This window comes from Kitasatospora sp. NPDC059327, assembly GCF_042752535.1.
Classification (GTDB): domain Bacteria; phylum Actinomycetota; class Actinomycetes; order Streptomycetales; family Streptomycetaceae; genus Kitasatospora.
Genome location: NZ_JBHYYB010000013.1, coordinates 102,974 through 117,365, shown reverse-complemented (window position 1 = coordinate 117,365; position 14,392 = coordinate 102,974). Strand labels below are relative to the sequence as shown.

The 14,392-nt window shown below is 74.9% G+C and carries 12 protein-coding genes; 5 read left to right on the top strand and 7 right to left on the bottom strand.

What is annotated here, in order from left to right:
- Positions 1–3: 3 nt before the first annotated feature.
- Positions 4–1,110 (bottom strand): polyprenyl synthetase family protein, encoded by a 1,107-nt coding sequence (locus ACFXHB_RS11175; protein WP_380573682.1) that lies wholly within the window; start codon positions 1,108–1,110, stop codon positions 4–6.
- 176 nt (positions 1,111–1,286) lie between these two features.
- Between ACFXHB_RS11175 and metF the strand changes: the two genes are divergently transcribed.
- Both metF and ACFXHB_RS11165 read left to right on the top strand, forming a co-directional pair.
- Entirely contained in the window at positions 1,287–2,201 is a 915-nt protein-coding gene (gene metF, locus ACFXHB_RS11170) for a methylenetetrahydrofolate reductase [NAD(P)H] (RefSeq protein WP_380573681.1), read from the top strand.
- A gap of 135 nt (positions 2,202–2,336) precedes the next feature.
- Positions 2,337–3,242, top strand: coding sequence for a hypothetical protein (locus ACFXHB_RS11165; RefSeq protein ID WP_380573680.1), 906 nt, complete (start codon positions 2,337–2,339; stop codon positions 3,240–3,242).
- A gap of 150 nt (positions 3,243–3,392) precedes the next feature.
- Here the strand turns inward: ACFXHB_RS11165 and ACFXHB_RS11160 are convergent, their stop codons facing one another.
- Positions 3,393–4,892: a phytoene desaturase family protein gene (locus ACFXHB_RS11160; RefSeq protein WP_380573679.1), complete on the bottom strand. Its 1,500-nt coding sequence runs from the start codon at positions 4,890–4,892 to the stop codon at positions 3,393–3,395.
- Between the two features lie 10 nt (positions 4,893–4,902).
- The gene (locus ACFXHB_RS11155; RefSeq protein WP_380573678.1) at positions 4,903–5,532 is read right to left on the bottom strand and encodes a DUF4126 domain-containing protein; all 630 of its coding nucleotides are present in this window, start codon (positions 5,530–5,532) and stop codon (positions 4,903–4,905) included.
- A gap of 566 nt (positions 5,533–6,098) precedes the next feature.
- Between ACFXHB_RS11155 and ACFXHB_RS11150 the strand changes: the two genes are divergently transcribed.
- The 3 genes from ACFXHB_RS11150 (at position 6,099) to ACFXHB_RS11140 (ending at position 8,250) form a co-directional block, all read left to right on the top strand.
- Positions 6,099–6,662: an SAV_6107 family HEPN domain-containing protein gene (locus ACFXHB_RS11150; protein ID WP_380573676.1), complete on the top strand. Its 564-nt coding sequence runs from the start codon at positions 6,099–6,101 to the stop codon at positions 6,660–6,662.
- A gap of 79 nt (positions 6,663–6,741) precedes the next feature.
- Positions 6,742–7,494: a methyltransferase domain-containing protein gene (locus ACFXHB_RS11145; protein WP_380573675.1), complete on the top strand. Its 753-nt coding sequence runs from the start codon at positions 6,742–6,744 to the stop codon at positions 7,492–7,494.
- Positions 7,495–7,860: 366 nt separating this feature from the next.
- A complete protein-coding gene (locus ACFXHB_RS11140) occupies positions 7,861–8,250 on the top strand; it encodes a DUF3040 domain-containing protein (RefSeq protein ID WP_380573674.1) in 390 nt (129 codons plus the stop codon).
- A gap of 105 nt (positions 8,251–8,355) precedes the next feature.
- On the opposite strand, the gene ACFXHB_RS11135 is transcribed toward ACFXHB_RS11140, so the two are convergent.
- The 4 genes from ACFXHB_RS11135 to ACFXHB_RS11120 form a co-directional block, all read right to left on the bottom strand.
- A complete protein-coding gene (locus ACFXHB_RS11135; protein ID WP_380573672.1) occupies positions 8,356–10,791 on the bottom strand; it encodes a transglutaminaseTgpA domain-containing protein in 2,436 nt (811 codons plus the stop codon).
- The gene (locus tag ACFXHB_RS11130) at positions 10,788–12,110 is read right to left on the bottom strand and encodes a DUF58 domain-containing protein (RefSeq protein WP_380573671.1); all 1,323 of its coding nucleotides are present in this window, start codon (positions 12,108–12,110) and stop codon (positions 10,788–10,790) included. The genes ACFXHB_RS11135 and ACFXHB_RS11130 overlap by 4 nt, the downstream gene beginning before the upstream one ends.
- A gap of 1 nt (position 12,111) precedes the next feature.
- Entirely contained in the window at positions 12,112–13,164 is a 1,053-nt protein-coding gene (locus tag ACFXHB_RS11125) for an AAA family ATPase (RefSeq protein ID WP_380573669.1), read from the bottom strand.
- Between the two features lie 311 nt (positions 13,165–13,475).
- Positions 13,476–14,018, bottom strand: coding sequence for a beta-class carbonic anhydrase (locus ACFXHB_RS11120; protein ID WP_380573667.1), 543 nt, complete (start codon positions 14,016–14,018; stop codon positions 13,476–13,478).
- Positions 14,019–14,392 lie beyond the last annotated feature (374 nt).

Here is a 14,392-nt window from a genome sequence, read left to right as displayed (position 1 = left end):
GGATCAGTACTTGCGGACGGTGGCGGCCTCGGCCAGCGCCAGCAGCACCTCGCGGGCCCGTTCGTCCGCCAGCGGCGCCGCCGCCAGCGCGGCCAGTGACTGCCGCATCAGCTCCTCGATCCGCCGCTCCACCCGCTCGGGCGCGCCGCTGCGCCCGACCAGCTCGCGCAGCCGGGCCACCTCCTCGGGGGCGAGGTCCGGTGCGCCGAGCCGTTCGTCCAGGTGCCGGGCGTCGGCGGGGGGCAGCCCCCGCATCGCGTGCGCGACCAGCAGCGTCCGCTTGCCCTCGCGCAGGTCGTCCCCGGCGGGCTTGCCGGTGACCGCCGGGTCCCCGAAGACGCCGAGCAGGTCGTCCCGCAGTTGGAACGCCTCGCCCAGCGGCAGCCCGAACGCCCCGTACGCCTCGACCAGCTCCGCACCGGCGCCCGCCAGCAGCGCGCCGACCTGCAACGGGCGCTCGATCGTGTACTTGGCCGACTTGTAGTGCAGCACGGTCTGCGCCCGGTCCAGCGCGCCCTCGTCGGTGGAGTCGCCGGCGACCGGCTCCAGGACGTCCAGGTACTGGCCGACCATGACCTCGGTGCGCATCAGGTCGAACGCCGGCTTGGCGGCCAGTACGGCGGCTGGCTCCAGTCCCGAGCGCAGGAACAGCTCGTCGCACCAGATCAGCAGCAGGTCACCGAGTAGCACCGCCGCCGAGGCGCCGAACTGCTCGCGGTCGCCGCGCCAGCCGCTCGCGCGGTGCAGCGCCTCGAAGCGGCGGTGGACGGAGGGTAGACCGCGCCGGGTGTCGCTGCGGTCCATCAGGTCGTCGTGGACCAGCGCGCTGGCCTGCAGCAGCTCCAGGGCGGCCGCGGCGTGCGCGATGCCCTCGCCGCGGCCACTGCCGCCGGCGCCGCGCCAGCCCCAGTAGCAGAACGCCGGGCGCAGCCGCTTGCCACCGTCCAGCAGGAAGTCGCGCAGGGCCTCGACGGCGGGCGCCAGCTGCGGGGAGATCTTCCCGAGCAGGGCCGACTGGCCGTCCATGAACCCCGCGAGGGCGGCGTTGACGCGCTCGCGCACGTCCTCCACGTCAATCGGGTTGGCCGGCCGGTTGCTGGACGAGGTCACGATGAGGCTCCGGAGGTTTCGCTGGGGGTGCGGCAAGCGTAGCCGGGCGGACGCGAACAGCTGTACGGACGCGCCCCCGGCACCCCTCGGGCGGTAAGCGGAACGCTGTCCGTCGATTGTCTCAATAGCTGGAACCGAGTTGTCCGTGCCCTTCGGCCGACGGTTAACCTGCCAGCATGGCACTCGGCATCGCTACCACCAGAACAGACCGCGCGTCGACGGTCCGCGAGCTGCTGGCGGCCGGCAAGCGGTCCTTCTCCTTCGAGTTCATGCCCCCGCGGACCGAGGTCGGTGAGCATCGTCTCTGGGACGCCATCCGCCGTCTCGAACCGCTCGACCCCAACTTCGTCTGCATGACGTACGGAGCCGGCGGCTCCTCGCGCGAGCGGACGGTCAACATCGTCGGCCGGATCGCCACCGAGACCACCCTGACCCCGGTGGCCCACCTGACCGCGGTCGACCACTCGGTCGCCGAGCTGCGCAACATCATCGGCCAGTACGCCGACCAGGGCGTCCGCAACGTCCTCGCCGTGCGCGGCGACCCGCCCGGCGACCCGACCGGCGAGTGGGTCAGCCACCCGGACGGTGTCACCTACGCCTACGAGCTGGTGGAGCTGATCAAGGGGATCGGCGACTTCTGCGTCGGCGTCGCCGCCTCGCCGAACATGCACCCGCGTTCGACCGACTGGGACGAGGACATCCGGCACTTCGTGGCGAAGATCCGCTCCGGGGCCGACTACGCGATCACCCAGATGTTCTTCGAGGTCGACGACTACCTGCGGCTGCGCGACCGGGTCGCGGCCGCCGGCTGCGAGGCGCCGATCATCCCGGAGATCATGCCGGTCACCAACGCCAAGCAGCTGGAGCGCTTCCCGCAGCTCAGCGGGTCGGCCTTCCCGGCCGACCTGGAGCGGCGGCTGCGGGCCGCGATCGACGACCCGGCGGCGCTGCGCGCGATCGGCATGGAGCACGCCACCGCGATGTCCGAGCGACTGCTGGCGGAGGGTGCCCCCGGGCTGCACTTCATCACGCTCAACCACTCGACCGCGACGCTGGAGATCTACCAGAACCTCGGCCTGCACCAGCGCTGATCAGCCGCTGTTCCCGGGCCGCCCGGCCTTCGGGCGGCCCGGGAACGCGATGCGGTACCCGGGACGTTCAACCGGTACAGTCGCCGCACACGCGCGGCGCGCGCGGGCACGCGACTGCTGGAGGTATGCGGGCGGATGGGCATCGGATACCTGCTGCTGTACGCCGCGTTGGCGGCGGTGGCGCTGTGGTTGCTGGCCGAGCTGCTGCTGCAGAACCGCGCCCCGGTGCACTGGCGCGCCCTCGCCCTGGCGGGCTTCCTCGGGGTGGCCGCCGGGATGGCGGCCGGCTCGGTCGTGGTGATCGGCGCGGGCGCCGCGCTGTTCGCGGTCGGCCAGACCCTCGTCACCCTCTCCGTGAAGCGCGGCTACGCGGCCGGATGGTCGCTGCGCCGGGCCGACGGCGGCCTGCCCGGCCCGCTGGCGAAGGTGCCGCTGCTGGGTGCGCTGACCGGTGGCGCGGCGGTGGCCACCGTCGTGGCGGCCGACCGGATCGGCACGGTCAGCGCGGTCGAGGAGAGCCCGGCACCGGTCGTGGTGGCCGAGGACGTCCCGGCCGTCGAGCAGACCGCCGCCTTCGAGATGCAGGAGCTCGCCGCGGACGGCGTCTACGCCCCCGGCTACTACGAGCAGCAGCAGCCCGTCGCGCAGGCCCAGCCCGACCAGTACGCCGAGGCCTACCAGGCCGGCTACGACACCCCGCGGCAGCAGCCCGGCTGGGACGCGAACACCCAGCAGCAGTGGCAGACCCAGCAACAGCCGGCCTTCGCCTACGACCAGGGCTACGGCGGCTACCAGCAGCAGCCGGACCCGTACGCCGGGTACCAGCAGCAGGTCGACGCGTACGGCGGCTACCAGCAGCAGCCGGACCAGTACGGCTACGACCAGCAGGGCCAGCAGGCTCAGCAGCAGTGGCAGCAGCCCCAGCAGCAGTTCGACCAGCAGCAAGGCCAGCAGCCCCAGCACGCCGAGCACGGGATCCCGCAGCAGCCCGGCTACGACTACGGCTACCAGCAGCAGCCCACCTGGCAGCAGCAGGGCTGAGCCCGGGGCGGTCACTCCCCGCCCGTCCCTTCCGGAGCGATGGACGCGGGCCGCCGCACGAGAGGTCGGCGGGACCGACGTCCCGCGCGGCCGACCGCTCAGGCCGGACGGACGCGGGAAGTCGGCGGGACCGGTAGCGCGGCCGACCGCTCAGGCCGGGCCGACCAGGTTGGCCGCGACGCAGGCCGACATGCCGACCCGGGCCAGCCCGCCGCCGGGGTGCGCGGCGCCGCCGACCAGGTAGAGGCCGGGGACGGGGGACTCGTTGGCGCTCTGGAGCCAGTGCCCGCCGTGCCCGGCCAGGGCGGGACGGGGGACGGCGCCCATGGGGGCACCGGTCTCCCGGCGGGTGTCCTCGGGTGTGCGCACCACCCGCCACAGGACGCGCCCGCGCAGGTCCAGGCCCGCCCCGTCGACGTGCTCCAGCAGCCGGTCGGCGTAGCGGTCGGCCAGGCCGGGCTCCGTCCAGTCGACGTCGCCCTGCGCCGGGACGGTCGCGGTGAGCACCACGCTCTCGTGGCCGGCGTCCGGCCGCAGCGACGGATCGTCGGGCCGCAGGACCTGCACCGTCGGGCGCTCGCAGAGGCCGGTGCCGAGCGTCAGGGCGGTCCACTCGGCGCCGGGGTCGGCGGCATGGACCACCGTGCGGTGTGCGGCCGCCGCCGGCCGCGCCCCGCGCAGCGCTAGCAGCACGGTGAACCGCCCGTTCGGCGCCTCGTGGTCGCTCCGCGGCGCCGGGTCGCCGCCACCCGGGCAGGTGGCGATGCCGCGGCCGAACAGCGCCCGGGCGTCCATCGAGGAGATCACCAGATCGGCGTCGATCCGGCCGGCCGCGGTGTCGACCCCGCGGGCGCGCCCGTCCTCGATGACCACCGAGGTGACCTCGGTGTCGAAGCGGAACCCCACCTTGCGCTGCTCACAGCGCCGGTACACCGCGTCGGCCAGCGCCCGGATGCCGCCCTTGACGTACCAGACGCCGAAGGACTGCTCCATGTAGGGGAGCACGGTGGCGCTCGCCGGGGCCGTGCCCAGGTGGAGGCCGAAGCGCAGCGCGTACTCCGCCAGCAGGGCGGTCAGCCCCGGGTGGCCGCCCAGTTCGTGGGCGGCCACATCGGCGAGCGTCCAGGGCCGGGGGCGGAACAGCCGGGTCAGGCCCTTGCGGGGCGGCGCCGGGTACGGGTCGGTGTGCAGCGGCGTGGGGTCGGCCGGCAGCGGTTCCTCCAGCAGTGGGCGGCGGGTGGCCTCCCAGACCGTGCGGCCGCGGTTGGTCACCTCCGCCCAGCGGGCGCCCGAGCCGGCGCCGAACGCCGCGTCCAGGGCCTGGATCACGCCGCCGCGGGAGGCGTTGGGCAGCAGCAGGTCGGTGCCGTCGGGGAACAGGTGCCGGCTCTCCGGGTCCACCGGGGCCAGCTCGACCAGCTCCTCCAGCGGCTCCCGCCCGGTCTTCAGCGCGAGGTCGCGGTAGACGGCCGGCAGGGTGAGCAGTCCGGGCCCGGTGTCGAAGGCGAAGCCGTCGCGCTCGTACCGGCCGACCATGCCGCCGTACGTCCCGCTCGCCTCGCAGACCGTCACCCGGTGGCCGAGGGTCGCCAGCCGGGAGGCCGTCGCGAGCCCGCTCATTCCTGCGCCGATGATGACGATCCGTGCCATGCACCGCATCCTACGGCCGGGGTACGGGCACCCCCCGCGCCGGCCGGACGCCCGCGGCCCGGGCGGCCCGGCGCTCGCGGCGGCGGTCCCGGAAGCCACGGATCCGGCTGATCGCGAACCGGACCAGCAGCAGGCCGACGGCCAGCAGGACGGCGGCGACCGAGGCGGCCGCCCACGGATGGAAGATCGCCAGTGTGACCAGGCCGGCGACCGAGACGTCCTCGGCCAGGCTCACCACGATGTTGCTGGCCGGTTCGGGCGAGGTGTTGACCGCCATCCGCAGCGAGGCCTTCACCAGATGGCTGAGCAGGGCGGTGGTCCCGCCCATCGCCCCTGCCGCGACCTCGCCCAGCGAGCCCGGGTCGGCACTCGCCAGCAGCGCGCCCACGGTGGCGCCCGCGATCGGGCGGATCACGGTGTGGACGGCGTCCCACAGGCTGTCCACGTAGGGGATCTTGTCGGCCACCGCCTCCAGCAGGAACAGCACCCCGGCGGCGATCAGCACATCGGTCCGCTCCAGCGCGGCCGGCACCGACTCGGCCCCGGCGAACCGGCCCAGCAGTCCGAGCAGCAGCACCACCGCGTACGCGTTGATCCCGCTCGCCAGTCCGCTGGTGAAGATCAGCGGAACGATCGTCATCCGTTCCTCCTCGTGGCACCCGCCGGGATCCGCCCGGCTCGCCGTACCGTACCGGGACGCCGGCCGGGCGGCCGTCGGTTCCCGCCCGGGCGGAACTGAGTACGGATACTCAGATTCCCGGTTGAGTAGCTCAACGGATGGCCTCCGACCTGCGGAGACGGGAAAGTAGTGGCACCGGGACAGCGGCGCGTCGGGCGCCGCGCCCCGGGGCGGCGGACAGGTGCCGTCCAGCGGGCACGGGGGCCGCGGACGTCAGCGGTGGGTCCGCACCGGAGCCGGTCGCAGGCCGCGCACCGCCGACACGGGGCGGCGGAGCGCGGTCAGGGGGGACCGGCGACCCGGAGGGGGATCCGAAGCGCCGACCGTGGGGGACGGCGCTTCGGCAGGGGCGCGGGGCGGTGGGGCGCGGGGCCGGCGGAGCCGGTCGGCGGGCCGCCGCCCGCACGCGTGTCCCCGGCCGGAACCGGCCCGCGCGGCCGGCGCACGGCCCCGTTGTCAGTGGTGCCGGTCACGATGGAGGAGCACGGACCACCCGGTCCGTACGCTGCCTCGGACCGGGGGAGACCATGACCATCAGCCGTCCTGAGCCCGTCACCACCCGCCTCCACCGCGCCGCCCACGACCCGGACGCGCCCCGCCCCGCCACCGGGGACGTCCACCCCGTGGTGCGCCGGATCGCCGCTCCGCCCGCCGCACTCGACCTGCTCGCCGACGCGCACCGCACCCTGGCCGGGGCCCGCCTCCGGGAGGACCCGCTGGAGCGCTACGCCGCCGCCCACCTCGCCGCGCTGCGCACCGTCGCGGCGGTGCTCGCGGTCCGGGGCCGGCCGGAGAAGAGCCCCCGGCGCCGCCAGGCCATCCGCAGTGCCTGGGAGGTGCTGCCCGAGATCGCCCCGGAGCTCGCCGAGTGGGCGGTGTACTTCGCGGCCGGTGCCCGTCGCCGGGCCGCCGCCGAGGCCGGGATCAGGGGCGCCGCCTCGGCCCGCGACGCCGACGACCTGATCCGCAACTCCGCGCTCTTCCTGCGCCTGGTCGAACGGCTGCTCGGCCTGCGTCCGGCGCCGCCCGCCCCGCGGCTGCCGCTGGACGAGGGCCGGGACGACGGCCACGACCCGGCGTCCCGGCGGTGACCAGCGGCGCGGCCCGGCCCCCGGCCCGGTCTAAGGTGGAGGCATCCTGATCGATCTGCACGTGCCAAGGAGCCCGACCTTGTACCCGACGCGTCCCCGCAGCGCCCTGCGTACCGCCGTGGTGTGGGAGGTGGTGCGGGCAGCCCTGGAGAAGCGGGCGGCCGAGCTGGACCAGCCCGTGCTCGACGTGGTCGACACCGGCGGCGGCACCGGCAACTTCGCGGTGCCGGTCGCCCGGCTCGGCCACCGGGTGACCGTGGTCGACCCGAGCCCCGACGCGCTGTTCGCGCTGGAGCGCCGGGCCGCCGAGGCCGGCGTCACCGCCCTGGTCCGTGCCGTCCAGGGCGACACCCAGACGCTGCCCGAGCTGGTCGCCCCCGGCACCGTCGACGCGGTGCTCTGCCACGGCGTGCTGGAGGTCGTGGACGACCCGGCCGAGGCGCTCGGCAGCCTGGCCGGCACCCTGCGCCGCGGCGGCTTCGTCAGCCTGCTGGCCGCCAACCGCAACGGCGCGGTGCTGGCCCGCGCGCTCGGGGGCCACTTCAACGACGCCCGCACCGTCCTGGCGGCCTCCGACGGGCGCTGGGGCGCGAGCGACCCGATGCCGCGCCGGTTCACCGGCGAGGAGCTCGACCGGCTGGCCGCCGGCGCCGGCCTGCGGGTGGACTCGGTGCACGGTGTCCGGGTCTTCGCCGACCTGGTGCCCGGTGTACTGGTGGACGCCGAGCCGGGCGCGCTGGAGGCGCTGCTCAAGCTGGAGCAGGCCGCCGCCGAGCAGCCGGCCTTCCACGCCGTGGCGACCCAGCTCCACCTGCTGGCCACCCTGGCCTGACCTCGCCTTCTCCCGGGGTTCTCCGGCCGGTCTCCGCACGGTCTTCGCCTAAGCTCCCCAGGTCCCGGCCGATTCCACCCGCTCGGGCACTTGTCCGGCCCCGGCGGCGTTGAGCACTGTGCGGCCGGGACCGCCCGGGGCGGCCCCGGCCCACGCGTGGCCGACCACCCCGCAACGGGCTCGTGGACCGTATGATCTGGGTAAAGCCGGAAAGCATGACAGCCGGATGCATGGGGCATATGGACGACACGGGCCTGGGCCCCCGTACAGGCGTCCGACCGCGTGTTCTGAAGGCTGATTGGACTTTGCCTCCCCGACCGGGGCGGCGGACCGGTCGCACCGGCGACCGACGAGTAGGAGGACTCCGTGCCGCTCTCGGAGCACGAGCAGCGACTGCTCGACCAGATGGAGCGAGCGCTGTATGCCGAAGATCCCAAATTCGCGACGGCGCTCGAGGGAACCGGGCTGCGTACCTACACCCGTCGGCGGGTCTACCTGGCTGTCGGCGGCTTCGTGGTGGGTATCGCCCTGCTGATGGGCGGCATGGTCGTCCCGGACCAGATCTGGGTGAGCGTGGTCGGGTTCCTGGTGATGCTGGGGTGCGCCGTCTTCGCCGTGACCGGCTGGCGGCGCGGCCCCGCGGGCCAGGCCTCCGGTCCCCGCCCGGCCGCGGCACCGCGCCGCAAGGCCGGGGTGATGGACCGGGTGGAGCAGCGCTGGCAGCGCCGCCGGGACGAGCAGACCGGCGGCTTCTGAGCCACCGGCCGCACCGGGGAACGCCGCGAGGGCGGGCAGTCGATCCGACTGCCCGCCCTCGCGTTTCGTGTGCGCCCCGTGTCGGCGTTCCGTGCGCGTCCGGTCTCAGGACGCCTCGCCGTCTCCACTCCCGCGGCGGAGCAGCCGGTCCCGGCCCCGGCGCAGCGGCCCGGCCGCCCGGGAGATCCGGCCGCGGGTCGTGACCCGGGCGGCCAGGACCGTCTCCGAGAGCCGCCACCAGAGCTTGGCCGAGGACGGCGGCAGCAGTACCGCCTTCGTCCGGCCGAGGCGGCCGGCGCCGGCCCGCAGGCCGTTGCGGGCGGTCCGGACGTCCGCCGCCAGCGGTGCGGACACCTCGGCGGAGCGGGCGTAGAGCACCCGTTCGGTGGCGAGGGCCACCCGCCCGGCGGCGGCCGCCGAGGCCTCGTCGAGTTCGGCGGCCTCGGAGATCCGGCGGGCGGCGGCGCGCGGGGTGCGCGACTCGTCGGGCGGGATGCCGAGGTCCCAGGCGGAGTCGACCAGCTCCTCCCAGGCGGCCAGCACCTGGGTGTCGGTCGGCCCGCCCGGGCCCTCCCCGCCGGGCCGGCGGCGCCCGCCGGTACCGAGCCGGCGGCGGCGCAGCAGCCCCCGCCAGAGCATCGGGGTGAGCAGCAGGGCGAGCACCACGAGCACCGCGGCCAGGGTGGTCAGCACCTGCCAGGACAGCAGCCAGGAGTCCTGCCGGGCCCCGGCCGAGGCCTTGTCCTTGTCCCCGCACTCACCCATTCGGCGCAGCTTGGGGTCGCAGTCGCTGCTGCTGGAGGGCGCCGCGACCGGCGCGGTGCTCTGCGCGGCGGCGGTCGGCTGCTGGGTCGGGGCGGCGGTGGGCGCGGCGACCGGCTCGGTGTAGGAGGGCTGCACGCCGCGGCTCGGGGTGGGCTCGAAGCGCAGCCAGCCGAAGCCCTGGAAGTAGAGCTCGGGCCAGGCGTGGTACATCAGCCCGTTGACCGAGTAGCGGTCGCCGCCCTTGGCGTCGCCCGGGGTGAAGCCGACCGCGACCCGGGACGGGATGCCCAGGGTGCGCGACATCGCCGCCATGGTGGAGGCGAAGTGCACGCAGAAGCCCTTGCGGTCGCGCAGGAAGTCCGCGATCGCGGTGCTGCCGGTGCCGGCCTTGATCTTGGTGTTGTAGCTGAACTCGGAGCTGGTGAACCAGTCCTGCAGCGCGAGCGCCCGGTCGTACGGGGTGGCCGCGTTCCTGGTGACCTCCTGGGCCTTCTCCCGGACCACCGGGGGCAGGTCCTTGGGCAGCTCGGTGTAGTGGTCGGCGAGCTTGGTCGGTGCCGCGGCCGCGCGGCGCAGCTCGGCCGCGGTGGGCCGGACGTCGTAGGCGGTGGCCTTGTAGCGCAGGTTCTTGATCGCCTTGTCCCGGGCCGGGAGCACGGTGCCGGTGAGGGCGTCCACCCGCCAGGCGCCGGGGTCGGGGACGCTGACGCCGGAGGCCGGGTAGGGCATGGGCAGCCAGCCCGACTCCAGTTTGTCGGTGACCTGGAAGTCGCCCGTCTGGGTGGGGACGTCGACGTTCGCCAGGCCCTCGGGCGGGGCGAAGGTGCCCTTGAGTTCGCTCACCGCGGGGTTGCTGAGCTTCCACGCGGTGCCGTCGAACTGGTCCAACGAGCCGGTGCGCAGGTACGCGGTGTCCGCGAGGCTGCTGTCCATCCGGTAGGTGAGCAGCTCGACGTTGCTGGGGGTGGCCAGGGCCGCCTCCAGGGTGACCAGCGGATCGAGGGTGGTGACACCGCCCGCGCCGCCGGCGGCCGCGCCACCGGTCCGGCCGGTGTGGAGCAGGCCGCCCTCCCAGCGCGGCAGGAAGGCCGGCACCAGCAGGGCCAGCGCGAGCGCCAGGACGCCGATCCGTTGGCCGCCCTGGCTGAGCGTGCCGGAGCTCACGCCCTGGCGCGAGGTACCGCGGAAGACCCGGCCCCAGCGGGAGACCCGGTCCTGTCCCTCGGCGAAGAGCAGGACCAGGTAGCCGGCCGCGGCGAGCCCGAACCAGACCCAGCTGCCGCCGTCGCCGGCCAGCCCGTTGCCGACCGAGTAGAGCGCCAGCAGCGGCAGCCCGGCCAGCGCGGAACGCCGGTAGGTGACCGCGACGGTGTCCACCGTGATGGCGATCAGACCGACGGAGCCGACCAGGATCAGCCGCAGGCCCGGGTCGGGCGGCGCGGGGATGGCGTACTCCCGGATGTCGTCCAGCCCGCGGCCGAGGACCTGGGCGAGGGTGTGCACCGACTGGGGGCCGGGCAGCAGGCCGCCCCACAGGGCGGTGGAGCCGGCGAAGCCGATCAGCAGCAGGACGAACAGGACGAGGAGCTGTCCGAGCGGCACCGTCCAGCGGTAGAACGGGGTCCGGCGCAGGCCCGCGCCGGCCGCCGCGACCACGGCGATCACCAGGTAGGCGTGGGTGATCCAGCCCTTGGTGGTCAGCAGCGGGGTCAGGCAGAGCGAGGCCAGGGCGGTGGCCAGCGCCGAGTACGCGGTCAGTTTGGCCCGGGTGGTCACGCGCCGGCCTCATCTCGGTAGGGGGAGGGCGACTCGGTCCGGTCGGCGGCCTGCCAGAGGTCCGGCGCGGAGTCCCCGGCGCGGACCGGCAGGACGGTCCAGCCGGCCTCGCGCAGCTGTCGCACCCGGGCGCGGAACTCGTCCCCGCCGGTCTCCGGCGCGAGCATCCGCAGACCGGACCAGGTGCCGGTGTCCAGCAGGAAGACCACGGCGCCGCCGGTACGGCGCCGCAACCGGGCCAGCCGGGCGGTCTGGGCCTCGTCCAGCTCGCCGAGGACGGCGACCAGCAGGCCCTCGCCGGAGTTGCGCAGGGGCTCCTCGGCGCGGGAGAGCCCGCCACCGTCGGAGAGGTCGACCACCGCGAGCGCGTCCAGGATCAGGCCGGAGGCGTCGGCGACGGTGTTGCCGCCGCCGGCGTCGGGGCCGGGCACGCAGTGACCGGTGTCGGTGAGCAGCCGGGTCTGGTAGCCGCGCTCCAGCAGGTGCGCGGCGACCGAGGCGGCGCAGCTGACCGCCCATTCGAAGGAGGAGGCCGGGCCGCTGCCCCGGTGGCCCGTCTCGCGGGTGTCCAGCAGGACGGTGGCCCGGGCCTTCTTCGGCTGCTCCTCGCGGCGGACCATCAGCTCGCCGTAGCGGGCGGTGGACTTCCAGTGCACCCGGCGCAGGTCGTCGCCGTGCCGGTACTCGCGCAGGATGACGTCGTCGTCACCGGCCAGTGCCAGGGTGCGGCTGCGGCTCTCGCCCTGGCCGACCCACTCGCCGCTGAGCCGCACCTGCGGCAGCTGCTGCACCTGCGGTACGACGGTGAGCACGTCGGAGGCGGTGAAGGAACGGTTCACCTCGCACATCCCGAACGGGTCGGAGAGGCGCAGCTGGAGCGGGCCGAGCGGGTAGCGGCCGCGCAGGTCGGACCGGACCCGGTAGGAGACCTCGCGGTGCCCGTGCGCCTCGACCCGGTCCAGCACGAACCGCGGGCGCGGCCCGAGCACGTACGGGACCTTGTCCTCCAGCAGCAGCAGGCCGGTGGGCACCCGGGAGACGTTGTCCACCCGCAGGTGGACCCGGGCCTCGTGGCCGGCCACGGCCCGGCGCGGGCTGAGCCGGCGTCCGCTGGCCACCCGGTAGCGGGTGTTGGCCAGCAGCAGCGCGGCGGCCAGCGGCAGCGCCGCCAGCAGGACGCCGACCCGCAGCAGCGCGTCCTGGTCGAGCAGGTAGGCGCAGACCACCGAGGTGGCCCCGGCGGCGAGGAAGGAGCGGCCCCGGGTGGTGAGGCCGTTCAGGCCGGCGCGCAGGCCCGACGGTGCGTCGGACGGTCCCACCTCAGCCCCTCCGCAGCGCCGGGCCGGCCTGGCCCTGCGGGCGTGGCAGCGGCAGCCGGGCGACCAGGTCGGCCACGATCTGCTCGGCGGTGCGGCGGCTCAGCTGGGTCTCGGCGGTCGGCATCAGGCGGTGGGCGAGCACCGGGACGGCCAGGCGCTGGATGTCGTCCGGGGTGACGTAGTCGCGGCCGTCCAGCGCGGCGGCGGCGCGGGCGGCCCGGACCAGGTGCAGGGTGGCCCGCGGCGAGGCGCCCAGGCGCAGTTCGTGGCTGGCACGGGTGGCGCCGACCAGGTCGACGGCGTAGCGGCGGACCGGGTCGGCGATGTGCACGGTGCGCACCAGGTCGATCAGCTTGAGGATGTCGGCGGCGTGCGCGACCGGCTGGAGGTCCTCCAGCGGGCTGGCTCCGCCGTGCACGTCGAGCATCGCGAACTCGGCCTCGGGGCTCGGGTAGCCGATCGAGATCCGGGCCATGAAGCGGTCCCGCTGGGCCTCCGGGAGGGGGTAGGTGCCCTCCATCTCGACCGGGTTCTGGGTGGCGACCACCATGAACGGCGAGGGGAGTTCGTAGCTGGTGCCGTCGATGGTGACCTGACGCTCCTCCATCGACTCCAGCAGCGCGGACTGGGTCTTCGGCGAGGCCCGGTTGATCTCGTCGCCGACCACGATCTGGGCGAAGATCGCGCCCGGTCGGAACTCGAAGTCGCGCTCGTGCTGGTCGAAGATGTTGGTGCCGGTGACGTCGGAGGGCAGCAGGTCCGGAGTGAACTGGATGCGTCGCACCGTGCAGTCGACGGACCGGGCCAGCGCCTTGGCCAGCATGGTCTTGCCGACGCCGGGCACGTCCTCCAGCAGCAGGTGACCCTCGGCGAGCATGACCGTCAGCGCGATCCGGACGACCTCCGGCTTGCCCTCGATCACGCTCTCGATGTTGGCCCGGACGCGGTCCACCACGGCGGCGAGCTCGGGCAGGCCGACCGGGTGGTATCCCCGCGCCTCCTGGTCGCCCCCCGCGCGACCTTCGAGACCGGCCTGATCGTTGTAGCTCGTCACCCGTACGCTCCCTGGCACACTGCGCCCGCCTCACCCCGAGGCGGGCCCCCACCCCATGCTGGACGCGACTCCTCCGGGAGCGGTTCCGTAGCGGGAGCCGGTGCCCTGGTGGGGCCTGCGGCTGGCCGCCCCAGGTGGTTCGGGGTCCGACCGGCAGGCGCATTCTCCCCCGGGCGGTGGCCAGAAGTCACCACCCGGCCGAAAGCGCCCGGGAAGCGCTGGGGGCAGGGCTCCCGCCCGGGGGCGGGAGCGCCGGTCGGGGCCCGGACGACGTTGGCCGGGCCGGCGGCGGCCGGTGGGGGCGGGGTGGGTCAGGCGATCTCGCGGAGCAGCCCGGTGTGGACGTCGAAGACGAAGCCCCGGACGTCGTCGGTGTGCAGCAGGAACGGGGAGGTGCGGACCCGCTGCATGGACTGGCGGACGTCGCTGTCGAGGTCGACGAAGGACTCGACCGCCCACTGCGGCCGCTGGCCGACCTCCAGCTCCAGCTCGCGCCGGAAGTCCTCGGTGAGGCCGAGCAGACCGCAGCCGGTGTGGTGGATCAGCGCCACCGAGCGGGTGCCCAGGGCGCGCTGGCTGATGGTGAGCGAGCGGATGGTGTCGTCCGTGACGACACCCCCGGCGTTGCGGATGACGTGGGCGTCGCCGAGTTCGAGGCCGAGCGCGGCGAACAGGTCGAGTCGGGCGTCCATGCACGCCACCACGGCGATGTGCTGGACGGGGCGGGCGTCCATGCCGCCGTCGCGGAAGGTCACCGCGTACTCGCGGTTGGCCGCCACGAAGCGGTCGATGATGTTCGATCCGGTGGTGTCGGCAGCGGCTGTCGGCGTGGGCCGGTCGGGGGTCACTGTCATGCTGAAGACGTTAGTGCGATTTGGCCGTCCGTGGTGGGGTCGAGGGCTACAGAGCGGCCGGCTGTGACCGAGCGCATATCCACAACCGGGTGGGGGACGGGGCGCGGCCGGCGGGGTGGTCCGGGCCGGTTTGTCCCCCCTCGTCCCGGCCGGGGCGCGCGGCCAGGGCGGACGAGCCCCGAGCGGTGCCCCCACGGCCCGCCGGACGGCCGCGACCTGCGGTGATCCATACCGCCGCCCGGGTGGTGCGCCGGAGCGGACCATTGACTGACGGGGTGTCCGCGATAGAGTTTGCGGCGCAGTGGAGCACACCCGCCGGGCCCCGTCAACCGGGCGATTCCGGCCGGTGCGGCGGCCGACGCGGCCGGTGGCCT

Excerpts from the sequence above, each read along its gene's own strand:
- ACFXHB_RS11160 (WP_380573679.1), bottom strand. The coding sequence starts at position 4,892 with ATGGCACGGATCGTCATCATCGGCGCAGGAATGAGCGGGCTCGCGACG.
- ACFXHB_RS11150 (WP_380573676.1), top strand. The coding sequence starts at position 6,099 with ATGACCATCAGCCGTCCTGAGCCCGTCACCACCCGCCTCCACCGCGCC.
- ACFXHB_RS11165 (WP_380573680.1), top strand. The coding sequence starts at position 2,337 with ATGGGCATCGGATACCTGCTGCTGTACGCCGCGTTGGCGGCGGTGGCG.
- ACFXHB_RS11155 (WP_380573678.1), bottom strand. The coding sequence starts at position 5,532 with ATGACGATCGTTCCGCTGATCTTCACCAGCGGACTGGCGAGCGGGATC.
- ACFXHB_RS11120 (WP_380573667.1), bottom strand. The coding sequence starts at position 14,018 with ATGACAGTGACCCCCGACCGGCCCACGCCGACAGCCGCTGCCGACACC.
- metF (WP_380573681.1), top strand. The coding sequence starts at position 1,287 with ATGGCACTCGGCATCGCTACCACCAGAACAGACCGCGCGTCGACGGTC.